The following is a 21,566-nucleotide window of genomic DNA, read 5'->3' on the forward strand; positions in this document are numbered from 1 at the left end:
GGCCCTCCGGATCACCGGAAGGCAAGGGTCCACCGCAGCTTTCAGGCCCAGCTTGGTTCCGTGTCGCGGCTGTTCTTCTTCTTGGCCGGGCGGGCGGAAAGGGCGGCGATGGCCCCTGCAGCGCCGCGCGTCAAAAGACGCGCAAAGGGCGCTGCAGCACTTTGGATTTGCTGCATGATTTTTCCCTTAAATCGATTCCGATTCAAGGAATCATGCAGCGGTATGAATATGCGCATGGGATTGTCTCCTTCTCGTGGGGCAATGTGCAGGCTGCATATGGCTTCAAGAAGGCATCCGCCGCGTATTAGAATAGCCTCTAACGGGCTGAGAACAAATGCAAAAAACCGGCCGCAGGGACAGCCGGTCTTTCGCGCTGGAGGAACGCGTCGATATTGTGTCGAAAATCAGTTGCGGGCGATGATTTCCCGGCCGTCGATCTTCATGTTGACCCCGAGGCTGCGGCTTGAGCGGCGCATCAGGAAGCGTGGGCGGCGATCGTTGAAAAGCGAATGGCGACGGCGCGGCTTGATCTCTCTCGTGCGAACTTCGCCGAGATGCTCTTCCAGCGGCCGGGCAACGCCATCGGCCTCCACCATCAGCATCGGGGTGCGGTAGGCTTCCGACCACGCACGCCAATCGGCGGCGATGTCGGAGAGGTCATGGGCGACGAGAAGCGGAATGCAGAGATCCGGGTCGTCATGATGCAGTTCCAGCGTCACGGTTACTTCTCCGTCTCCATGGTCTATCGCGCGGGCGGCCACGCCCTTGAAGGCGCGTGCCGGCAGCGCGATCGAAAGTGGCAGTCCGCTCGAGGGCAGGACCTTGCGCAACACCGCTCCGCGCTCATCCAGACTGATGGTGACATTGCTCGACTGTCCATGCAAGCTGTAGCTTGCCTGCTGAGGGAAGCGTTTCGGGTCCAGTCGCAGCGTGGTTTCAACCCAAGCCGGTTGGGAAAGTGTCTTCAGCATTTCAATCGCCCTTGTTTTCCTTGAGAGCCGGTTTCCGGTCTTCTCGTCGGGACTTTTCGTCCTCTATGGCTGGAGCATAGGCGGCGGCCGTTTGAGACCGCTTAAAAATCGCAGTTAAAAAACTTTGCATTTCCTGATGGTTAGCAAAGACCAACGCGGCAGGGTTTCCCAAATCTGAAGAAAATCGGCAGCATTTTGCCGATCCGCCGGCGGAGTGGGCAGGCGCCTGGAAAAGCCACGCGCAAGGCTGAAAGGCGATGGTGCCGCAGATTATGGCCGCACCTCGCGGCATTGCGTCCGTCCGGACAGCATTCCGTCAGGCAATTCAGGCGATCGGCAGAACGGCAATGGTTTCCACCTATATCGACTACAATCTCATCACCCGCGATATGAAGACGAGCCTTCGTCGCACCGCCGAGCAGACGCTGGTTGCCCGCGAAACCGAGTACTACAAGGAAAATATCGGCAAGGTCACGTCGATCGACGAGTTCCTCGACGATTTCCGGCTCTATTCCTATGCCATGAAGGCGCACGGTCTCGAAGACATGACCTATGCCAAAGCCTTCATGCGCAAGGTTCTGGAAAGCGATCTCACCGACGACAGCAGTTACGCCAACATGCTGACGGACGAACGCTATCGCAATTTTGCGTTGGCCTTCAGCTTTTCGCAATCCACGGAGGTGGTCCAAAGTGATGCACAGGAGGATGCGCTTATCGGCCTCTACAGCCAGAGCATCGCCAACCTCGATGACGCAGTCACGGACGACACGAACTATTTTAACGCAGCCATTGACACGGTCATGACAGTTGATCAGCTCTGGCAAAACGAGAAGCTTAAGAATTACGTCCTGACCGCGCTCGGCTTCGACCCGGACTATATGTCCTATGCGCATTTCAAAGGGGTGGTGACGAGCGACGTCAGCGACCCCGGCAGCTATGTGAACACGGAAGCGGCGGCCTACAAACAGGGATATCAGGACAAGATCGACGCCGTCAAAGCCAGCGCGTCCGCCGCGGATCTGGCCGACAGCACCAGTGCGGCAAGCAAGCTGATCGCGCAATACCAGTCGGCGATCAATAATGCCCCGGACTATACGCCGCTTGCCGCCGCATTCAATTTCCAGAACGACGGAACGCTGGCTACGGGCGATCTGCCGATGACCGCCACCCAGAAGGCATCGGTCAGCGAAGCCTATGCCTTCGCGCAGCCGCGGCTTTCCTCCGCCGCTGCGAAGCTCAACAAGGAATATTATGAATCGACGATCGGGAGCATCACCTCGGTCGACGACATTCTGAGCGATAGCCGGTTGTTCGCCTTTATCCGCATAGCCTACGGCCTGCCGTCGAGCCTGCTGACGTCGACGATGGAGAACATCCTGACGAGCGATCTCAGCGATCCGTCGAGCTATGCCAACATGCAGGGTGGTGAAAACAACGCCGCCTACAAGGAACTCGCCGCAGCGTTCAACTTCCAGACGGACGGGACGCTCGCATCAGGAGACACGGCGCAAACGACGGCGCAGATTACAAAAACGTCCGCTTACTGGATGACACGCTACAACGACGCCGACGAAGCCGCTGACGAGAGCCTGATCGCCTCCTTCAAAACCCTGATGGGTGTCGTGACGGATGTCGATGACCTGCTTGCCGACACCAAGATCATGAAGCTGGCGCTGACAGCCGTCGGGCTTCAGAATGAAGGCGATACGACGCGCAAGCTGAAGAAGGTGCTGACCAGCGACCTCACCGATCCGAAAAGCTATGTCTATACGTTGAAGGACGAACGTTACGTCGAGCTGGCCAAGGCGTTCAATATCGACACGGACGGGTCGCTTGGCGTGCCGATGCTGGCGCAGTCGGAATCCGAAATCCTCAACACCGCCAAGTCCTATGTTGTCGAGAAGAGCCGTTTCGGCACGGAGGAAGACAAGACCAAGGCAACGGAGGAATCAAAATACTACAGCGCCGAGATCGAAAAGATCGAATCCCTGGACGGTCTGCTTGCGAACCGGCGCCTGGTTGATTTCATTCTGGTCGCAGCCGGTCTCGATCCCGAGGAGTACACCACGGACTATGTCCGGCAGATGTTCAAATCCGATCTCGACGATCCCAAGAGCTTCATCAACACCGAGCCGGACACGACGATCTTCAAGCAGATTGTCACCTCCTACAATTTCGACAGCGACGGCAATCTGGCAAAACCAATGGAGGGCATACAGACCAGGCGTGGCCTGCTGGAGACAGAGGATCTCTACCTCAACCAGACGCTGGAAGAACAGGAGGGCGAGGAAAATGCCGGCGTGCGCCTTGCGCTCTACTTCCGGCGCATGGCCTCCGGCGTCAATACGGCCTACGATCTCTTGGCCGACAGCGCGCTGCTGCAGGTCATCCAGACGACCTTCAGCATTCCAAAAGAAATGTCGAGCGCCGATGTGGACGTGCAGCACGACTACATCAACCGCGTCCTCGATATCGAGGACCTGCACGATCCGGAAAAACTGGACAGGTTGCTCGTGCGCTTCACTGCGCTTTATGATGTGGAGAACAACACCGATGTCTCGGCCGCCGAATTGATCATGTCGGGAAGGGGCCGCAACGGCATCAGCGCCGATACGCTCCTCAGCCTCACGCAACTGCGCACCGGCGGCGCTTGATGCCCTCAGGCTTTCAGTACCTTGTCCGGGTTCATGATCCCGGCCGGGTCAAAAGCGTGCTTGATACGCTGCATCAAATCGACTTCTATTGGTGAGCGCACCTCGGCCAGTTCGTCGCGCTTCAGCTGGCCGATGCCGTGCTCGGCCGAGATCGAGCCGTTGTAGTTCATCACGATGCCATGCACGATCGCGTTCATTTCACGCCAGCGGGAGAGGAAGGCTTGCCTGTCGGCACCGATAGGCTGGGAGATGTTGTAATGGATATTGCCGTCGCCCATGTGACCGAAGGCGCAGATCCGGGCGCCGGGAATGGCCGCCATCACCGCAGCATCCGCCTGCGCCATGAAGGCCGGAATGCTCGATACCGGTACCGAGACATCATGCTTGATCGAGCCGCCCTCCGGCCGCTGCGCCGGCGACATGCTTTCGCGCATATGCCAGAGGCTCTTGCGCTGGGCGTCGTTGGCAGCCACTACGGCATTTTCGACGAGTCCGCCTGAAATCTCCGTCTCCAGCAGTTCGCTCATCATGCGTTCGGCGGTCTCTGCCGAATCGCAAGTGGAAATGTCGATCAGCGCATACCAGGCATGCGCGGTGTCCAGCGGGTCGCGAACGCCCGCAATGTGCTTCGCGGTGAACTCGACGCCGAGCCGCGGCATCAGTTCGAAGCCGGTCAGGGCGGGACCGCAAAGGCTCGACGCCTTGTCGAAGAGGGCAAGCGCATCGGCAACGCTTTTCAGCCCGGCGAAGGCGACCTGATGGCCGAGCGGCTTGGGAAAGAGCTTCAGCACCGCGCCGGTGATGACGCCGAGCGTGCCCTCGGCGCCGATGAACAGGTCGCGCAGGTCATACCCGGTATTGTCCTTCTTCAGCCGCCGCAGCCCGTCCCAGATCTCACCGGTCGGCAACACGACTTCGAGCCCGAGGCACAATTGCCGCATGTTGCCATAGGCGAGAACGGCGGTACCGCCGGCATTGGTGGAGAGATTGCCGCCAATCCGGCATGAGCCTTCCGAGCCGAGCGATAGCGGGAACAGGCGGTCATGCGCCTCTGCCGCAGTCCGGATATCGGCGAGGATGCAGCCAGCGTCGGCGACGATCACATTGCCGACCGGGTCGATGTCTCTGATGCGGTTCAGTCGTTCCAGTGACAGAACGATATCGGCAGCGCCGGTGCGCGGGATCTGACCCGCGACATGGCCGGTATTGCCTCCTTGCGGGACGATCGCCGCACCGGTTTCGCTCGCGAGCTTGAGGATCTGCGATACGTCGTCGACGCTGCCGGGCTTCAGCACCAGCGGCGTGTTGCCCGTGTAGAGGCCGCGGGATTCAACGAGATAGGGGGCGATCTCCGCCTGATCGGTCAGCGCGTTGCGATCGCCGACGATGGCGGCAAAGCGAGCTATGAGCTCGGGGGAGGGAATGGTATTCGTCATAAGGTCGATACCTTGCTGGTAGCCGCGTCACCCCTCTGCCCGGCAGGGCAGAGGGGTGTATTCCGGCGAGGATTCATGCTTGCTCACCCTCCCGTGGCGCCGCTGCGCGTGCGATCCGGTCGATGATCGCTTCACCCAGTCCCTCATTCGGAATGGGGCCGAAGGCGATCGTCGCGGCGCCGAAAGCGTCGGCCTTCTTCATATAGGCGAACAGATTGGCGGCTGCTTCTCGCAGGTTGGACGAGGGACTGAGATCGAGAACCAAAGCGGCATTTTCCTCGCCCGGCAGTGTTTTGCCGCCGAACCGGATCAGTACTTCGCCCGGCCTGACATCCGCAGCGTTCAGCCGCACTGCGGCCGCGGGTGCATAGTGGGAAGCGAGCATGCCCGGCGCCTCGATCGCGGCACCTGCGGTTTGCGGCCGCAGCACGGGCCTTCCGGTCAGCTTCTCGATATCGGCGACATCAAGTCCACCCGGCCGCAGCAGCCGGATTTCGTCGCGGTCGACCTTGACGATCGTCGATTCAAGGCCGATTTCGGCTGGTCCGGCATCAAGAATCAACGCCAGCTTGTCGCCGAGATCGGCGGCGACGTGTTCGGCGCTGGTGGGGCTGATCTTGCCGGAAGTGTTGGCGCTCGGTGCCGCCAGCGGTTTGCCATAGCGTTCGATCACCGACCGCGAAAAACCTTCCGGCATGCGGATGCCGAGTGTGTCGAGACCGGCACAGGCAAGTGGATGAATGTCGCTCTGCGGCCTCATCGGCAGGACCAGCGTCAACGGTCCCGGCCAGAAGGCTTGCGCCAGCTTGAGCGAGATGGGATCGAAATCGACATAATGTCGGGCCATTTCGAAATCCGCGACATGGCAGATCAGCGGGTTGAAGCGCGGGCGACCCTTCATTTCGTAGATGCGGCTGATGGCATCCGCGTTCGTCGCGTCGGCCGCCAGGCCATAGACCGTCTCCGTCGGGATCGCGACCGGGAGGCCCTGGGCCAGCGTTTCGCAAGCAGCCGCCAATGCACGTTCCGGTTCGGTCCTTGTGTCGATGATGAGGGTCATGCTGCTTCCAAGAGATCGGGAGCCGTCCGAAGGGGCAGGCCTTGCGGTCTCTATTACAGGGCTGGGCGCGACATTGCCAAGTGCATTCGGGCCAAGTGCATTCGGTGGGCCGCTCTGACTGTGCCCGATCGGTGCAGCCCCGGTTCAAGATTTCTTAAAATGCGACAGCTTCCATTAGCGGAGCCGAAAGTTGGACATGTTAGCCATTGTTTTCTACATCCTGCCGGAGCGCAAATGGCCAATAAGAAATCCATGCCGAACGACCTTGCCCTGCGCATCGCCACTGCCATGCAGCAGATGGGCATCGACGCTGTTCCGAGAAACTACGAGCTGGTCTACGAGGCCTATGCCGGCGCCAATCCCGAACTGGTGCGGGACTTCATCGCGCTTGGCAAGTACAAGTCGCAGGCCGCACTCGACGAACTCGGCCGCAAATATCTGCCGCATCACCATGAAGCGGGCGTCCTAGCGCGTTCGACGACGATCGTGCGCGATGAAATGAGCAACTTCATGAATTTGCTCTCGCGCGAAAGGAACTCGCTGGACGATTATGGCCGGTTGATCGGCGAGGCGTCGAAGGCGCTCGTCGTTTCGGATGAGGCAAGCCAGGCGGCGTTGAAGAACTCGATCCAGGCCTTGAAGCGGGCAACCGAGCGGCAGGTCTCGCACAATGCCGAGTTGGAGCAAAGCGTCACCGAGCAGTCCAAGGTCATTGCCGGCGTTCAGAAGGAGCTCGCCGATTTCGAGGCGACGAAATTCTCGGATGCCGTGACGGGCCTCGCCAACCGCCGCGCGTTCAACAAGGCGCTGGCCAGGGTCTATGCCGATCCCGATCTGCCGCTTGCCTGTGGCGTTGCGATCGCCGAGCCGGACACCAGCCAGCGGCTTTCTGCTGAACAGGTCGCAGCGATAGCCGATCATCTCGCCCGCCATATCGGCGGCGTCGTTCAACAGGCCTTTCCACCAAGCGAGCTTGCCGCCCGGTTCGACGGCGTCCGCTTCGGCTTCCTGATCAATGCGGGCGAGGAGCGAGAGGTCGTGCGCCTGATGGCGCTCTTGCGATCGGCGCTGCGCAGCGTCCATTTCAAGCATCCGAAAACCGGCCGCAGCCTCGGCAGTGTCACGCTCTCGGTCGGCGTATCGATGTCGCACAGTGCCGGCAATGCTTTCGATCTTGTCGGGACGGCAGAAAAGGCGCTGGCCAAGGCGCTGGCCAAGGGTGGCGACTATACCGTCGTTCACGGCGCGGAGGACGAGCAGCCGGCGGGGCGGGATTGGCTGATCTACAAGCGGTAGGCTGCCCCGCGCCGATCAGAGGCTGGTGATGATTTGGCGGAGCTGTTCGTTGCGGGCGCCGAGCAGCAGCACATTCTTAAAGGCTTCTTTGGGATCGACGGTGCGAAACAAGAGGCCGTTTTCACGGACCGTGCGGTTGAGCGTCAGCTTGCCTTCTTCGGTATCCGGGGCGGTCGCAACCGCAAAATACATTCGCGCATAACCCAGCCTGATCTTCTCGAAGAAATGCTCGTCGTCGCCGATGTCGGAGACGAAGTTGGCGATATAGAACGACCATCGGACATCATCGAACTTGGCGAGCTTCGTCCGCGCCGTGGTCACGTGGCAATAGCCGAGATGCGGCCGGCCCGAAAGGGTACGGTGGAAAATCAGTTTCGGGAAGCGGATGGAGGCGTGGAAGCCATTGATCCGTTCATGCGTCTTTGCTCCGGCGGCCTCAAGTTTGCGGCCGGTGCGGGCCGCCACTTCCTGATGCGTCAGATAGCGTTTTTCCTCGGCGCTCCATTGCTGCCGGTTGATACGCCCGGTGCGCAGGAACTCGCTATGAACCGCAGCCTTCGGCGATGGAGCCGGCTTGTTGACGGCGGCAGCGTCGAAATATCTCAGGTTTGCCATCGGCCTGCACCAGGATTGCGCCGGCGTGCCAGGATGCGCCGGGTCGGAAACGCCTATGAGGAGAAGCTACATTGCGACGGTTAATGCAGCCTTTCCAAGCCTTACCCACCTGCCATGGTGCGAAGCTTGCGCGTCGATCGGGTCATCGCGCCGCTTAATGTCGCAAAGAGACAGTCCCTGCACAAAATCTGGCGGCGTGTGGCGGAAAAGGCGTCATCTGCCGAAAAAACAGTAAAGACCGTTGTTTCTGCTGATAAAATAGCCGCCCAAGATCGTCTGGAAATCTAACTGTGCGGTGTCGTCATTCTGGAACCGGATGTCGCTAATCGGCGGCTGTCCGGCCGTGTCGCTTGATTAGATGAAGACACTCAAGGTGCCGCCTTTATAGGGAGGGCGGAGAATTGGGAAGCCGGTCGAAATCCGGCGCTGCCCCCGCAACGGTGGTGGAGCGAAACCTCGGCAAAAGGCCACTGGAGAGATCCGGGAAGGCGCCGCGATGGTCCGAAAGGACAGCTCCTGAGCCCGGAAACCAGCCTTGAAGCGAAATTGATGTCTGGGTTGCGGCGGGCAGCCGGAAGGCGAACCAGTGTATCCACGCGCACTCCCAGCGCGGTGGCGGTTCCTTTCCTGTCCGCTCAATCGAAAAGTGGCGAGCACAAGGAAACGAACATGGATCTCCGCAGCGAAGTCCTCCGCAAACTCAAGACCCGCCGTGACGGGCACAGCCTGGAGCAGGCCTTCTATACCGATCCCGATCTCTACAAGCTCGACATGGAGCAGATCTGGTACAAGGACTGGCTGTTCATCGGCCATGACTGCGAGATTCCGAAGGCAGGCAACTATTTCACCGTCCAGGTCGGCGATTATCCGGTCGTCATCGTCCGTGATCGCCAGGGCACCGTCCGGGCGCTCCACAATTCCTGCCGCCACCGCGGCTCGCGCGTCTGCGCCGGGCAGAAAGGTTCCTCGGCCAAGTTGGTCTGTCCCTACCATCAGTGGACCTACGAACTTGATGGCAAGCTGCTCTTCGCCCGCCAGATGGGCGAGGATTTCGACAAGGCGCAGCACAGCCTGAAGCCCATCCATTGCGAAACCATCGGCGGCTATATCTTCATCTGCCTCGCCGACGAGCCGATGGATTTCCAGCCGATGCGCGACATGGTGTCGTCCTATGTCACACCGCACAATCTGCAAGACACGAAGGTCGCCTACGAGAGCACGATCATCGAGAAGGGCAACTGGAAGCTCGTCTGGGAAAACAACCGCGAGTGCTACCACTGCGCCGCCAACCATCCCGAACTCTGCCGCACCTATCCGGAAGCGCCGACCGCGACCGGCGTGCAGGGCGCCAAGGACGATCCGATCATCGCGGCCCACTGGGCGAAATGCGAAGCCGAAGGCTTGCCGAGCGAGTTCAGGATGTCGCCGACCGGCCAGTTCCGCATCGCCCGCATGCCGCTGATCCAGGATGCCGAGAGCTACACCATGTCGGGCAAGCGTGCCGTCAAGCGTCAGCTGTCTGACGATGTCAGCCAGAGCCACATCGGCACGCTGCTGATGTTCCATTACCCGAGCACCTGGAACCACATCCTGGGTGACCACGCCATCACCTTCCGCGTTCTGCCGCTCGGGCCTGAGCTGACGCAGGTGACGACGAAATGGCTGGTGCATAAGGATGCCGTCGAAGGTGTCGACTATACCCTCGAAGAACTGACGCATGTCTGGACCGAGACCAACGACCAGGATCGCCAGATCGTCGAGGAAAACGCCTTCGGCATCCGCTCGCCAGCCTATCAGCCCGGCCCCTATTCGCCGGAGCATGAAGGTGGCGTGATGCAATTCGTCGAATGGTACGTCAACTTCATGCAGGATCGCCTGCATGGAGCCTCCACCCCTCTGGTCCGGGTCGCCTGACATGACGATTGCCTCATCCTTCCGGCACTTCGACGAATTGCAGCCGTTCAACGACCGGCAGCATCTTCTGGAATGCATCTCAGTCACGACGGAAGCCCCGGATGTGATGACCTTCGCCTTCAAGGCCGACAGGGACAGCTGGTTCCGCTACCTGCCGGGCCAGTTCGTCACGCTCGAGCTGCCGGTCAAGACGGACGATCCGGTGATGCGCACCTATACGCTGTCCTCGACGCCCTCGCGGCCCTTCTCGGTGGCCGTGACCGTCAAGGCGCAGGCATCGAGCATCGGCACGCGCTGGATGTTCGAGAACCTGAAGCCCGGCATGAAGCTGAAGGCGTTCGGCCCGCTTGGCGATTTCTCCTTCGTTCGCCACCCGGGCGCAAAATACCTGTTCATCTCCGCTGGTTCCGGCATCACGCCGATGATGTCGATGACCCGCTGGATGGCCGATTGCGCGCCGCAGACGGATGTCACCTTCCTCTCCTGCGCCCGCCAGCCGGACGACCTGCTGTTCCGCGACGAACTCGAGAACATCTCGCGCAACATGCCGAACCTCAATCTCGGCTTCATCGTCGAAACCCACGCGCCGCGCCATGGCTGGCACGGCCTGCGCGGCCGTATCGAGACCTCGAAACTCGCTCTGCTGGCGCCGGATTTCCGTGAGCGGACCGTCTTCTGTTGCGGGCCGGAGCCGTTCATGCGCGGCGTCAAGTCGATGCTCGAAAGCGTCGGCTTCGACATGAACCGCTATCATGAGGAAAGCTTCCAGCCGGCGGCGCCGCCTGCTGCGGAGGCATTGCCGATCGGTGCCGGGGTCGATGGTGACGCGGTCTCGACCATCACCTTCACCATGGCTGGCAAGGAAGCCAGATGCCTGCCGGGACAGACCATCCTGCAGACCGCGCGCGCTGCCGGCGTACGCATCGGCGCTGCCTGCGAAGGCGGCCTTTGTGGTACCTGCCGCGTCATGAAGGTCTCAGGCGAGGTGGATATGCAGCACAATGGCGGCATCCTCGACGACGAAATCGATGAGGGCTACATTCTCGCCTGTTGTTCTCGTCCGCTTGGGGATGTGCAGATCGAGGCGTGAGCGCCCAGGCTCTGCCGCCCTTCACTTGCCAGCAGGTGAGGGGCGGCCTTCATCCGGAGGCAGCCGGGGCTGGCGCTAGTAGGACATGCGCACGCCGCCGGGGTTGGAAGCGCTGAAATCGGGCTGAGGATAGGCGCCCTGCCATTGGCTGTAGGTCGTATTGCCCGCGCCGGTACTTGCACATCCCGAAAGGGCCAGTAGTGCGACCGCGGCGACCGCTATCAGAGACTTAGCACGCATTATTTTCTCCAATCTGCCAGCTTGCCCGCGCTCCCGAGGGTATGGCGCGATTCTCTCTCAAATCATCGTCAATAGCAAGTCGGATCGCCTTGCGGTTGAAGGCTCATATACCCGGCGATTCGATTTGCATCATTGACAATATTCAAGAATTCCGGGCCCTTTCAGGCAAGCCAGTCGGCATTGCGATTGTCTGGCGAGCAATCTTTCCCCTCTCTTCTCCGGACGGTGCGGTAACGCACGGACGACCCTTTGTCGGAAAACGTTACTTGTTGGATGCGGCTAATTTAGTACAATCAAATACGCAAGAGATTAGCATCTTGCGCCGATTTTAGAACGTATGCCTTTGGCCCCTTCCGACCTTGGAGGGGGCCTTTGATCGTAGCGCGGCGACAGTGGCCGAAGCGCCTCTTGAACGCGCGAATTCGCGGCCAATATTATCCTCCGATACCCGCGAAGAGGTAGTCAGAAAAAGGAGGAAAAAAGAGATGACTATTCGCGATGTTCCGTGGACCCATCCCCTGAAAGTGACGCTGCGCTCCGGTCTGGAACGCACCTTCGGCAGCGTCTACGAAGCCCTTGATTTCCTGGAGCACGAGTGGCCGCTGAAGCGAGGCGCGCGCTATGAGCGTGCCGTCTCCTCCTGCCGGCGGGCCCTGAACCGGATGACGCCGGCGGCGGTGGCGCGCGAGGCCTTCATCGCCGCCTGCCTCGAGGCCGGTCTGCCGGCGGTCATGGCAGCACCGCTACCCCATGGCCGTCCAGTTCAGCGCAGCGCCTCGGCTGTCGTGTAGCGTCACATGTCCGGGCGGTGGAAACGGCCGCCGCCCGGCTCTTCGATTCGCGAGCCGTGCCGGTTGCGGCAAAATCGGTCACTATGTCCTTGCCGTCGCCGGTGTTGATTTATGCGGCCAAAGGGTAACGAGGTTCACGCGTGAAAACACGACGACGGCAAATGCATTGCTACCAAGCGTTGTCGCTCGGCACTGTTGTTACCTCAAAGCCAGTGCGCTGGAAACCCTGCCGATTGATCCCGTTACCGTGAGGTCGACGCCGATACTCGCGCCGACGGAGACGCTTGCCTTGCCGGTGGCGATCAGCAGTGGCTTGTCGAGCGGCTTTGCCGGCAGCAGATCGCCTTTCGCCCAAACGGCCCTGAGGGCCTTTGCGTTCATCGCGGCCACATTGACGTCGATGTCGGGCAGCGTTCCTGCGACGCGGTAGGGGCAGCGGCGCCTTCCGCAATTCGTCGCCGAGGAGAACTGCCACAGCGCATAGCTGTCCCAGTTTCCCATCGGAAAGACGTTGCGAATGCCAGGCTTGTAGCGGGCATACCAGAGCGGCAGGCGAGACAGGATCGGGAAGCGATCCCGGTTGGTGGCGATGTATTTGGCCGTCACGTGATTGGTATAGAGCATCGGGTAGCGACCCGTGCGGGTCTTGATGTGGCCGGCAAAAACAGCGGCATCCTCCAGGGACATGTATTTTTCCGGATCGAGGCCTTCGATGTCGAGCACCATCAGTTCGTCGTCGCGGGGCTCCGCATAGTCCAGGAAATGATTGGCCTGGTCGACCGGATTGCCGGGACGGGCGAGGTGGTAGGCGCCCCAGAGCAGGCCATTCGCGCGGGCAATGAGGCGCCGTGTCTGGTAGAGCTCGCGGCTGACCGCGTATTTCCGCCACATCGTCTTGCAGTGGGCAACCGTATCGCCGCCATGATCTCCCGTGCAGGCGAAACTTTCCGGCAGCCCGTCCGACGCCTTGGAGATGAAGCCGGCGATCCGCTTGTCCTTCAGCATCTCCTCCCAGTCTATGATGTTCATCTCGTAGGCGTCGATGACGAGGGCATTGTCCTTGGATTTCCAGGGCGTGATGTCGCGTGCGTTAACGCCGCCCGGCCACAGCGCGACGCCGAGGATAGCGGCGAGGCGGAAAAACATGCCCAAGCTGATAGACCGGCGCTTTTCCATCACAAGAGGGTGCTGAAACAGGGTTAACCGAGAGTTAACAGCTTGAGCCTTGCAGGCGATTTTCGCCTCGGTTCCCTTCGGTTACGCCCTTCGCAGTTCGCCGGCGCGGCCACAATCCCTGGGGTGGGGCCGAGATGAGTGAAGGCACCGGCCCTAAACACGTTCGTCGCGAATGCTGCAGACGTGCCTATCTCCGGTGGTTGACGGAACAAAAGGAACCGCGAACCGTTCTCAGGCCAAGACGATCTTGTGGATGATAATAGAACGGAGAAACCCATGAGTGTTTGGAGTTTAAAAATGGCGTCTCTGGGCCTCTCGGCAGTGATGCTGGCAACGTCTTTCACGCCATCACTGGCTTTCCCCCAGATTCCCACACCGGTAAAGGTGGAGCAAGCAGGCGACGTCGAGACGGTCCAGTATTATCGACGGCGCGACTACGACGAGCGCTGGCGGGATCGTGACGGATATCGCCGCGAGTATCGCCGGGATTATCGCCGTGACGATTACTCCTATTACCGCGGTCATCGTGGCTATCGCTACTACCGCCCGGGCTATCGCGAATATAACGGGTACTGGTTCCCGCTCGCGGCATTTGCCACCGGCGCGCTCATCGGCGGAGCCATCGCACGGCCGCCCGTGGGCTATGGCGGCAGCCATGTCGAATGGTGCGCAAACCGCTATCGCAGCTACCGCGCCTACGACAACACCTACCAGCCGTATAGCGGTCCTCGCCGGCAGTGCGTGTCGCCGTATTGATGGTTTGCTTTACGCGCACCCAAATGGCCGGAGATGTTGTCTCCGGCTTTTTTGTGCCTTTCAAAGTATTCCGATCCGCCTGAGAATCGTCCAGGCAAGGCCCATCGAGAAGAGGATGAACAATCCGGCGAGAAGCGTGCCGTGCCCGCCATCGGCAAAGGGCAGGCCGCTGGTGTTCATCCCGAAGAAACCGGTGACCAGCGTCGGCGGCAGCAGGAACGCCGTCATCAGCGACAGGATATAGAGATGGCGGTTGGTTTCCGAGGACAGCTTGCTGTCGATTTCCTCATGCAGCAGACGGGCGCGTTCCTGCAGGGCAAAGACATCGCGATCGACCGATTCCAATCGATCTGAAAGGCGCTCCGCCACGTCGATGAAGCCCGGCGGCACTTCATCCTCCTCCGAGGTTCCCGCGCGCCGCAACAAGGCCAACAGCGTGCGCAGATGCCGGTGCAGGCGCACGGCCGTTCGCCGCAGCGGAGCGAGGCGCGGCTGATGGTTGTGGCCTGCCTCGCCATAGACATCGTCCTCGATGACATTGAGGTCTTCGGTCAACTCCAGCACGAGGCTGATAAGCGTGCGCTGGAACTCGACCACCATCATTTCGAACAGGTCGATGGGTCGGGCGCAGCGAGCGTTCTTCTCGACAGCGACCTTGACCCGGTCGATGCTGCGCAGCGGATGCAGGCGCGTGGTGATGATGATCTTGTCGGTTACGGCGAAATGCAGCCATCCGATGGTCTTCGTCTCGGCGTCGAAGGTGCGCTCGAAATCGACCAGCGTGCCATAGATCATGTCGTCTGCGACCGTGACGGCCGCCTGCGTGTCATGGCTGGTCAGCGTCGAAAGCGCGCTCGGCGGCAGGCTGGTAATGCGTTCGATCAGGGCAGGGGTACGGGCGTCGCTGAGCGCCAGATGCAGCCACACCCATCCGTCGCCTTCCATCAGAGCGTCGATGGAGGAATCCGTGGCAATTCGCAGGCAGCGGCTTTCGCCTGGCAAAAAGCGGTAGGCCCAGACGAGGCCTGGGATTTCCGAGGAGATGAGATTCATTCAGGCGTGATCCCGGGAGGAGGCCAGACTTCGCTTTAGTCGCGTTTCATGACAGTTTTGTTACAGGCATCCATCATCGGCATGCATGGCACTGTACGATCAATTGTTGACGTTTACGTAAAAATCAATAATTTCTCGATCCGACGAACATGCCCTTGCTGGACTGCTGGACGGCAATGTTGTCATGTGACTGCGGAGGAGACGATATGTACAAGGCACCGGTGGACGAGGTTCTGTTCACGCTCAAGCACGTGGCTGGCCTCGCCGAGGATCTGGCCGAAGGCGTTTTTGGCGATCTGGACGAGGATCTCGTCGACGCCATCCTCGGAGAAGCCGGCCGCTTCGCCAATGAAGAAGTGGCGCCGCTTGCCGACATCGGCGACAGGCAGGGCTCCAAGCTGGTCGATGGCAAGGTCAGGACGCCGGACGGCTGGCGCGATCTCTATCGCAACTGGGCCGCAGGCGGCTGGAACAGCCTGACCGCACCGGAGGAATTCGGCGGCCAGGGCCTGCCGCATATGCTGCACATCGCGGCGATGGAATTCTGGAATGCCGGCTCCATGGCGTTCGCCCTTGCACCGATGCTGACCATGGGCGCGGTCGATGCGCTGGAAAAGCACGGCTCCGACAAGCTGAAATCGGTGTTCCTCGCCAGGATGATTTCCGGCGAATGGACGGGAACGATGAATCTGACCGAGCCGCACGCCGGCTCCGACCTCGGCGTCTTGAAGACCCGTGCAGAGCGACGCGACGACGGCACCTACCGCATTTTCGGCCAGAAGATCTTCATCACCTGGGGCGAACACGAGATGACCGACAACATCGTTCATCTGGTGCTTGCCCGTCTTGCCGGAGCGCCGGAAGGCACCCGTGGCATCTCGCTGTTCCTCGTGCCGAAATACCTCGTCAACGAAGACGGCTCGCTTGGCGCCCGCAACGATCTGTTCTGCCACTCGCTCGAACACAAGCTCGGCATCCATGCCTCGCCGACCTGCACCATGGTCTATGGCGACGGCAAGTTCGGCGACGAGAAAGGCGCCGTCGGCTACCTCGTCGGCGAGGAGAACAAGGGCCTCAACTGCATGTTCACGATGATGAACAACGCCCGCCTTGCCGTAGGCACACAAGGGGTGGCGATGGCCGACGCCGCAACGCAACACGCCCTGAATTATGCGCGCGAACGCAAGCAGGGCAAGGCGCCGGGCTGGCAGGGGACCGGCATGAGCCCGATCGTCGAGCATCCGGACATCGCCCGCACGCTGCTGACCATGAAGGCGCTGACGAAGGGGGCGCGTGCCATCGCCTTTGCCTGCGCCCGCGCCGTTGACCGGGCGCATGTCTCGCAGGGCGAGACGGCACGCTACTGGCTGGAACGCTCGAGCCTTTTGACGCCGATCGCCAAGTCCTTCGGCACCGATGTCGGCGTCGATGTAGCCTCGATGGGTATCCAGGTCCATGGCGGCATGGGTTTCATCGAGGAGACGGGTGCCGCGCGCTATCTCCGCGACGCCCGCATCGCGCCGATTTACGAGGGCACTAACGGCATTCAGGCGATCGATCTCGTCACCCGCAAGCTGCCATTGTCAGATGGCGGCCATGTCCGCGGGTTCATCGCCGAATTGAAGGCCATTGCCGAAGACGTGGGCGCATCGAACCTCGCCGATTTCGGCGAAACGGGCAACCGCCTCGCGGATGCGATCGCCGATCTTGAAGCGGCGACCGAGTGGCTGCTCGCCCGTCTGGCGGAGGGCAAATCCGCCGACGCGCTTGCTGGCGCGACCGCCTACCAGCGCCTCTTCGGTCTGACGCTGACCGGCGTCTACCTCGCCAAGGGCGGACTGACGGAGGCGGGCGATGGTGGCCGCGTCGCCCGCATCGCGCTCTGCCGTTTTGCCGCCGAGAACCTGTTGTCCGAAACGGCGACGCTCAAGAACAGCATCATCAACGGCGCGGCAAGCCTTGCCGCCGCCCGCATCGCACTTGTCTGAACAACTGCGCCTGACCCTTGATTTCTAAAGGAGACTGCCATGACGGACGACGTTCTGATCGAGCGGCCACAAGACTATCCTGGCGTTCAGGTCATACGGTTCAACCGACCGGCCAAGAAGAATGCCATTACCAGGGCGATGTACGCCAAGATGGCCAATGCGCTTGCCGTCGCCGGCACCGATGACGCCGTCCGCGTCACCGCCTTTCTCGGAACCGAAGGCTGTTTTTCGGCCGGCAACGACATGGCCGATTTCATGGCCTTTGCCATGGGCGGAACCATGGGGCAGGAGGTGCTCGACTTCCTGCGCGCGCTCGCCGGTGCTGCCAAGCCCGTCGTTTCCGGCGTCGACGGCCTGGCGATCGGCATCGGTACGACGATCCACCTCCACTGCGACCTGACGATCGCCTCGGCACGCTCGGTCTTCAAGACGCCCTTCGTCGATCTGGCGCTGGTGCCGGAAGCCGCCTCCAGCCTGATCGTACCGCGCATCGCCGGCCACCAGCGTGCCTTTGCGCTGCTCGCCGCGGGCGAGCCCTTCACGGCGGAGGAGGCGCAGGAAGCCGGGTTGATCTGGAGGATCGCCGGCACCGACACGATCGAGGAGGAGGTGCTGGCGCTCGCCGCGAACCTCGCCAGGAAGCCGCCGGAAGCCCTGCGCATCGCCCGCCGGTTGATCCGTGGCGACCGGTCCGACGTCCTCGCGCGCATCCAGGAGGAGGCCGAACACTTTGCCGCACAACTGAAGAGTGCGGAAGCGCGCGCTGCCTTCGAGGCTTTCCTGCGCCGCTGACTGTCGGGGGCGGTCGATCGCAGGACTTTGTACGTATAATGCCTTGCCGGATGGTGGGATGAGACCCATATTGCAGTCTGTTGCGTGGAGGAATTTCGGCATTGGGGGCATGCCGGCAAAATCAAGGATTCGTCCATGCGGTCTCGTTTCAAGCTTTCCCTCTCCGACATGCTGAGACAGCACCGGCGTTGGGAAAGGACTCTCGCCAAGGCCGTCAAGATCACCCGCAAGGCTGTCGTTTCTGCCACTTCTGCCCCGGCACCGGTGCCGGCGACCGCAAAGCCGAAAGCCGTCGGCAGGCTGGAAGAGGTCAAGGCATTCGGCAGCAATCCCGGCCATCTGCGCATGCTGCGTTATGTGCCCCGGGGACTGCCGAAGAAATCGCCGCTCGTCGTCGTCCTGCATGGTTGCCATCAGACGGCGGAAGCCTACGACCAGGGAAGTGGCTGGTCGACGCTGGCGCGCGAGCGCGGCTTTGCCGTCGTCTATGCCGAGCAGAAACGCTCGAACAACGCCAATCTCTGTTTCAACTGGTTCCGCCCGAGCAATGTCACGCGCGACCGCGGCGAGGTGATGTCGATCCGCCAGATGGTGGCCAAAATGGCGGCGACGCACGGTATCGACCGCAAGCGGGTGTTCATCACCGGCCTTTCAGCTGGAGGTGCAATGACCGCGGCCATGCTCGCTGCCTATCCAGACGTGTTTCGTGCCGGCGGCATCATCGCCGGTCTGCCCTATGGCGCTGCCCGCGACGTGCAGCGCGCTCTCGCTGCCATGAAGAACGCGCCGCAGCGGACGCCGCGGGAATGGGGCGACCTTGTGCGTGCCGCATCCCCGGTGAAGCGGGATTTCCCCATGGTTTCCATATGGCACGGGACGCGGGACCACACGGTCTCGCTCTCCAATGCCGAGGCGCTGCTCCAGCAATGGCTTAACGTCCATGGGCTCGAGCGCGACGCCTTCACGCAGAATGTGGTCGACGGTCATATCCGCCGCGTCTGGAAGCATGCGTCCGGCGAGGTGGCCGTCGAGTTGTACCTGATCGAGGGGATGGCGCATGGAACACCGTTGAAGCCAAGACCTGCCTCGCGGGTGCGGGCCGATACGCCGGGTCCCTTCATGCTCGATGCCGGTATTTCCTCCTCGATGCATCTCGCGACCGCCTGGGGACTGAAAAAACCGGCCCTGCTTTCGGCTTTGAGACAGGCCGCCGAATAGGCGGGGAAGTCCGATAAAATCTCCGCATTTCAGCCCATGAATTTTTTAACGCTGCCTTAAGTACGGCGGGCTATGGTCCGGCCATCACCGGCATCTCAGCCCCTCCAGGCCGCATGACGCGCGCCGTTTTCGCCTCCGGGCATGTCTTCATCTCGCGAACTCAGGGTCTGCCCCGCGCGCCGTCGCGTCCATCGGCGATTTGGTTGCGCAAAAGCTGCACCGCAATAAGGAAGCCTGCCTTGTCCAAAAGATCGAACCTGATGACGCGCATCCTCATCGCCGCGTCGCTTGTCGTCATCGCCGCCTTTGCCGGCTTTTCCGTATATATCGACAGCCTCCAGCATGCCGTGACGACGCGCGCGGTTGAGGAGAACATTGCCTCCTCCGGCAAGCAGGCCGCCCGGAGCGTTGCCAACTGGCTGAACGGCCGCGTCACCTTGACGGCAATGGCCGCAAACGCGGCCGGCAGCGCCGCCGATCACGCGGGCCTCGCCGGCGCGCTCAGAAACGGCGTCCTGGAGAAGGAATTCCTCAGCACCTATGTCGGCGACGAGACCGGGAAATTCACCAGCTGGCCGGATCTGCCCCTGCCGGCGGATTATGACCCGCGCAAGCGCCCGTGGTATCAGCAGGCCGCCAAGGCCGATGCCAGCGTGCTCACCGATCCCTATATCGACGCATCGAGCGGCGACCTGATCATCAGCGCGGCCGTTCCGGTGAAGCGCGATGGCAAGCTGTTCGGCATTGCAGGCAGCGATTTCTCGCTGAAGACCCTCGTCGACATGATCAAGTCCGTCGATGTCGGCGGCGGCGCAGGTTTTGCCTTCCTCGTCAACAAGTCGGGCCAGATCCTCGTTCATCCGGACGCCAAGCTTGTCACCAAGACGCTTGGCGATGCCTTCCCGGCGGCCACGCCGTCGATCGGCTCCGCGATCATGCCAACCGAGCTTGATGGCAAGCCGATGCTCGTCAGCTTCGTGCCGGTCGCCGACCTGCCGTCGGTCGAATGGTATGTCGGCTTCGCAGTCGATGCCGATCTCGCCTATTCCGTCGCCGGCCAGTTCCGCATCGCTGCAACCATTGCCACGCTGCTCGCCGTCGGCGTGATGATCGCCTTCCTCGCGACATTGCTCAGCCGCCTCGTCATCCGCCCGGTCACCGATATGACGCATGCGATGGAGCGGCTTGCCGCGGGCGACCTGAAGGCTGAAATTCCCGGCCAGGAACGCCGCGACCAGATCGGTTCGATGGCCGCCGCCGTTGCCGTCTTCCGCACCAACGCCATCGAGCGCGTGCGCCTCGAAGGTGAGGCCGACGCCGGCCGTTCGCTGTCGGAGCAGGAGCGCCGCGAGCGCGAAGCGCTGAAGACGAAGGAAACCGCCGACATCCAGCAGGCGGTCGAAGCGCTGGCGACCGGTCTCGGCCGTCTTGCCGACGGAGACCTCGGTTACCGCATCTCCATTCCCTTCGTTTCGCATCTTGACCGCCTGCGCGCCGACTTCAACAACTCCGTCACCAAGCTCCACGACGCGCTTCAGGCGGTCGGAACCAATGCCCGGGCCATCGATGCCGGCGCCAGCGAAATCCGCCATGCCGCCGACGACCTCGCCCGCCGCACGGAACAGCAGGCCGCCTCTGTCGAGGAGACCGCCGCGGCACTCGAGGAAATTACCACGACGGTCAAGGATTCGGCCCGTCGCGCCGAGGAAGTGGGCCAGCTGGTCGCCCGCACCCGCGCCGGGGCGGAAAAGTCTGGCGAAGTCGTCCGCGACGCCGTCAACGCCATGCAGGGCATCGAGAAGTCGTCCGGTGAGATCAGCAATATTATCGGCGTCATCGACGACATCGCCTTCCAGACCAACCTTCTGGCGCTGAATGCGGGCGTCGAGGCAGCACGCGCCGGTGACGCTGGCAAGGGTTTTGCCGTCGTTGCCCAGGAAGTGCGCGAACTCGCCCAGCGCTCCGCCAATGCGGCCAAGGAGATCAAGGCGCTGATCACAACGTCGGGCCAGCAGGTACGCGCCGGCGTGGCGCTGGTCGGCGAAACCGGCCAGTCGTTGCAGAAGATCGTCGCGGAAGTCCAGGAGATCAATGCCCATATCGGCGCGATCGTGACGGCCACTCGCGAGCAGTCGACCGGCCTGCAGGAGATCAACACGGCCGTCAACACCATGGACCAGGGCACCCAGCAGAACGCCGCGATGGTCGAGGAACAGACGGCAGCCAGCCATGGCCTCGCTTCCGAAGCGGCGGCGCTGAACGAGTTGCTCTCGCAGTTCAACCTGGGGGACAGCCAGCCATCGATAACGGCAAGGCAGCCCGCCTACGGTCGTCGCGCCGCTTGAGCGGCGGCGATGCGAGGGAAGTCAGGGAAGGTTTGGCAAGCACCGGGCGTCCAGATCGCTGACAACCTCAAGGCATCCGCGACGTCATCCTCGGCCTTGTGTCGAGGATCTGCCGTGCGCCTCTTAAGTTATTGAGTATGATAGCTTATTTCAAGATCACTTACGGGTTTA

The 21,566-nt window shown here is 61.6% G+C and carries 18 protein-coding genes and 1 riboswitch; of the genes, 10 read left to right on the forward strand and 8 right to left on the reverse strand.

Features of this window, described 5'->3' with window-relative positions; genetic code table 11:
- Positions 1–41: 41 nt before the first annotated feature.
- Together JNB71_RS24615 and JNB71_RS11540 are read right to left on the reverse strand one after the other, a co-directional pair.
- Positions 42–176, reverse strand: a complete 135-nt coding sequence (locus tag JNB71_RS24615; protein WP_262927099.1) for a hypothetical protein — start codon at positions 174–176, stop codon at positions 42–44.
- 228 nt (positions 177–404) lie between these two features.
- Positions 405–971 carry a DUF6101 family protein gene (locus JNB71_RS11540; RefSeq protein ID WP_018330096.1) on the reverse strand — a complete coding sequence of 189 codons (567 nt, stop codon included), beginning with the start codon at positions 969–971 and terminating at the stop codon, positions 405–407.
- 347 nt (positions 972–1,318) lie between these two features.
- Here JNB71_RS11540 and JNB71_RS11545 point away from each other — a divergent pair, with 347 nt between their 5' ends.
- The gene (locus JNB71_RS11545; protein WP_220371918.1) at positions 1,319–3,625 is read left to right on the forward strand and encodes a DUF1217 domain-containing protein; all 2,307 of its coding nucleotides are present in this window, start codon (positions 1,319–1,321) and stop codon (positions 3,623–3,625) included.
- A 5-nt stretch (positions 3,626–3,630) separates the two neighbouring features.
- On the opposite strand, the gene JNB71_RS11550 is transcribed toward JNB71_RS11545, so the two are convergent.
- A complete protein-coding gene (locus tag JNB71_RS11550) occupies positions 3,631–5,061 on the reverse strand; it encodes an FAD-binding oxidoreductase (protein ID WP_220371919.1) in 1,431 nt (476 codons plus the stop codon).
- A gap of 73 nt (positions 5,062–5,134) precedes the next feature.
- Positions 5,135–6,121, reverse strand: coding sequence for an L-threonylcarbamoyladenylate synthase (locus JNB71_RS11555; protein WP_220371920.1), 987 nt, complete (start codon positions 6,119–6,121; stop codon positions 5,135–5,137).
- 234 nt (positions 6,122–6,355) lie between these two features.
- Here JNB71_RS11555 and JNB71_RS11560 point away from each other — a divergent pair, with 234 nt between their 5' ends.
- Entirely contained in the window at positions 6,356–7,417 is a 1,062-nt protein-coding gene (locus tag JNB71_RS11560) for a diguanylate cyclase domain-containing protein (RefSeq protein WP_220371921.1), read from the forward strand.
- Positions 7,418–7,432: 15 nt separating this feature from the next.
- Here the strand turns inward: JNB71_RS11560 and JNB71_RS11565 are convergent, their stop codons facing one another.
- Positions 7,433–8,032, reverse strand: coding sequence for a DUF6656 family protein (locus JNB71_RS11565; protein WP_220371922.1), 600 nt, complete (start codon positions 8,030–8,032; stop codon positions 7,433–7,435).
- Between the two features lie 354 nt (positions 8,033–8,386).
- Positions 8,387–8,584: riboswitch (cobalamin riboswitch) on the forward strand.
- A 117-nt stretch (positions 8,585–8,701) separates the two neighbouring features.
- Between JNB71_RS11565 and JNB71_RS11570 the strand changes: the two genes are divergently transcribed.
- Together JNB71_RS11570 and JNB71_RS11575 are read left to right on the forward strand one after the other, a co-directional pair.
- Entirely contained in the window at positions 8,702–9,946 is a 1,245-nt protein-coding gene (locus JNB71_RS11570) for an aromatic ring-hydroxylating oxygenase subunit alpha (protein WP_220371923.1), read from the forward strand.
- Position 9,947: 1 nt separating this feature from the next.
- A complete protein-coding gene (locus JNB71_RS11575) occupies positions 9,948–11,036 on the forward strand; it encodes a hybrid-cluster NAD(P)-dependent oxidoreductase (RefSeq protein ID WP_220371924.1) in 1,089 nt (362 codons plus the stop codon).
- Positions 11,037–11,111: 75 nt separating this feature from the next.
- Here the strand turns inward: JNB71_RS11575 and JNB71_RS11580 are convergent, their stop codons facing one another.
- On the reverse strand, positions 11,112–11,276 hold the full coding sequence (locus tag JNB71_RS11580) for a hypothetical protein (protein WP_018330104.1): 165 nt from the start codon (positions 11,274–11,276) through the stop codon (positions 11,112–11,114).
- 485 nt (positions 11,277–11,761) lie between these two features.
- Between JNB71_RS11580 and JNB71_RS11585 the strand changes: the two genes are divergently transcribed.
- Entirely contained in the window at positions 11,762–12,067 is a 306-nt protein-coding gene (locus JNB71_RS11585; RefSeq protein ID WP_220371925.1) for a DUF982 domain-containing protein, read from the forward strand.
- Between the two features lie 198 nt (positions 12,068–12,265).
- Here the strand turns inward: JNB71_RS11585 and JNB71_RS11590 are convergent, their stop codons facing one another.
- On the reverse strand, positions 12,266–13,243 hold the full coding sequence (locus JNB71_RS11590) for a glycoside hydrolase family 25 protein (RefSeq protein WP_220371926.1): 978 nt from the start codon (positions 13,241–13,243) through the stop codon (positions 12,266–12,268).
- Positions 13,244–13,540: 297 nt separating this feature from the next.
- On the opposite strand from JNB71_RS11590, the gene JNB71_RS11595 reads away from it, so the two are divergent.
- Entirely contained in the window at positions 13,541–13,999 is a 459-nt protein-coding gene (locus JNB71_RS11595; protein WP_431028685.1) for a BA14K family protein, read from the forward strand.
- A 60-nt stretch (positions 14,000–14,059) separates the two neighbouring features.
- On the opposite strand, the gene JNB71_RS11600 is transcribed toward JNB71_RS11595, so the two are convergent.
- Positions 14,060–15,052 carry a transporter gene (locus tag JNB71_RS11600; protein WP_220371928.1) on the reverse strand — a complete coding sequence of 331 codons (993 nt, stop codon included), beginning with the start codon at positions 15,050–15,052 and terminating at the stop codon, positions 14,060–14,062.
- A gap of 206 nt (positions 15,053–15,258) precedes the next feature.
- On the opposite strand from JNB71_RS11600, the gene JNB71_RS11605 reads away from it, so the two are divergent.
- From JNB71_RS11605 to JNB71_RS11620, 4 genes are all read left to right on the forward strand, one after another.
- The gene (locus JNB71_RS11605; RefSeq protein ID WP_220371929.1) at positions 15,259–17,040 is read left to right on the forward strand and encodes an acyl-CoA dehydrogenase; all 1,782 of its coding nucleotides are present in this window, start codon (positions 15,259–15,261) and stop codon (positions 17,038–17,040) included.
- A gap of 39 nt (positions 17,041–17,079) precedes the next feature.
- The gene (locus JNB71_RS11610) at positions 17,080–17,832 is read left to right on the forward strand and encodes a crotonase/enoyl-CoA hydratase family protein (RefSeq protein WP_220371930.1); all 753 of its coding nucleotides are present in this window, start codon (positions 17,080–17,082) and stop codon (positions 17,830–17,832) included.
- Positions 17,833–17,967: 135 nt separating this feature from the next.
- Positions 17,968–19,050 (forward strand): extracellular catalytic domain type 1 short-chain-length polyhydroxyalkanoate depolymerase, encoded by a 1,083-nt coding sequence (locus JNB71_RS11615; RefSeq protein ID WP_220371931.1) that lies wholly within the window; start codon positions 17,968–17,970, stop codon positions 19,048–19,050.
- Positions 19,051–19,310: 260 nt separating this feature from the next.
- On the forward strand, positions 19,311–21,395 hold the full coding sequence (locus JNB71_RS11620; protein WP_220372251.1) for a methyl-accepting chemotaxis protein: 2,085 nt from the start codon (positions 19,311–19,313) through the stop codon (positions 21,393–21,395).
- Positions 21,396–21,566: the final 171 nt, after the last annotated feature.

This window comes from Rhizobium herbae (assembly GCF_019511375.1).
Taxonomy (GTDB): domain Bacteria; phylum Pseudomonadota; class Alphaproteobacteria; order Rhizobiales; family Rhizobiaceae; genus Pararhizobium; species Pararhizobium herbae_A.

Bases quoted from the DNA above. Each gene is read 5' to 3' on its own strand.
- JNB71_RS24615 (WP_262927099.1), bottom strand. From the start codon at position 176: ATGCAGCAAATCCAAAGTGCTGCAGCGCCCTTTGCGCGTCTTTTGACG.
- JNB71_RS11540 (WP_018330096.1), bottom strand. From the start codon at position 971: ATGCTGAAGACACTTTCCCAACCGGCTTGGGTTGAAACCACGCTGCGA.
- JNB71_RS11545 (WP_220371918.1), top strand. From the start codon at position 1,319: ATGGTTTCCACCTATATCGACTACAATCTCATCACCCGCGATATGAAG.
- JNB71_RS11550 (WP_220371919.1), bottom strand. From the start codon at position 5,061: ATGACGAATACCATTCCCTCCCCCGAGCTCATAGCTCGCTTTGCCGCC.
- JNB71_RS11555 (WP_220371920.1), bottom strand. From the start codon at position 6,121: ATGACCCTCATCATCGACACAAGGACCGAACCGGAACGTGCATTGGCG.
- JNB71_RS11560 (WP_220371921.1), top strand. From the start codon at position 6,356: ATGGCCAATAAGAAATCCATGCCGAACGACCTTGCCCTGCGCATCGCC.
- JNB71_RS11565 (WP_220371922.1), bottom strand. From the start codon at position 8,032: ATGGCAAACCTGAGATATTTCGACGCTGCCGCCGTCAACAAGCCGGCT.
- JNB71_RS11570 (WP_220371923.1), top strand. From the start codon at position 8,702: ATGGATCTCCGCAGCGAAGTCCTCCGCAAACTCAAGACCCGCCGTGAC.
- JNB71_RS11575 (WP_220371924.1), top strand. From the start codon at position 9,948: ATGACGATTGCCTCATCCTTCCGGCACTTCGACGAATTGCAGCCGTTC.
- JNB71_RS11580 (WP_018330104.1), bottom strand. From the start codon at position 11,276: ATGCGTGCTAAGTCTCTGATAGCGGTCGCCGCGGTCGCACTACTGGCC.
- JNB71_RS11585 (WP_220371925.1), top strand. From the start codon at position 11,762: ATGACTATTCGCGATGTTCCGTGGACCCATCCCCTGAAAGTGACGCTG.
- JNB71_RS11590 (WP_220371926.1), bottom strand. From the start codon at position 13,243: ATGGAAAAGCGCCGGTCTATCAGCTTGGGCATGTTTTTCCGCCTCGCC.
- JNB71_RS11595 (WP_431028685.1), top strand. From the start codon at position 13,541: ATGGCGTCTCTGGGCCTCTCGGCAGTGATGCTGGCAACGTCTTTCACG.
- JNB71_RS11600 (WP_220371928.1), bottom strand. From the start codon at position 15,052: ATGAATCTCATCTCCTCGGAAATCCCAGGCCTCGTCTGGGCCTACCGC.
- JNB71_RS11605 (WP_220371929.1), top strand. From the start codon at position 15,259: ATGTACAAGGCACCGGTGGACGAGGTTCTGTTCACGCTCAAGCACGTG.
- JNB71_RS11610 (WP_220371930.1), top strand. From the start codon at position 17,080: ATGACGGACGACGTTCTGATCGAGCGGCCACAAGACTATCCTGGCGTT.
- JNB71_RS11615 (WP_220371931.1), top strand. From the start codon at position 17,968: ATGCGGTCTCGTTTCAAGCTTTCCCTCTCCGACATGCTGAGACAGCAC.
- JNB71_RS11620 (WP_220372251.1), top strand. From the start codon at position 19,311: ATGACGCGCATCCTCATCGCCGCGTCGCTTGTCGTCATCGCCGCCTTT.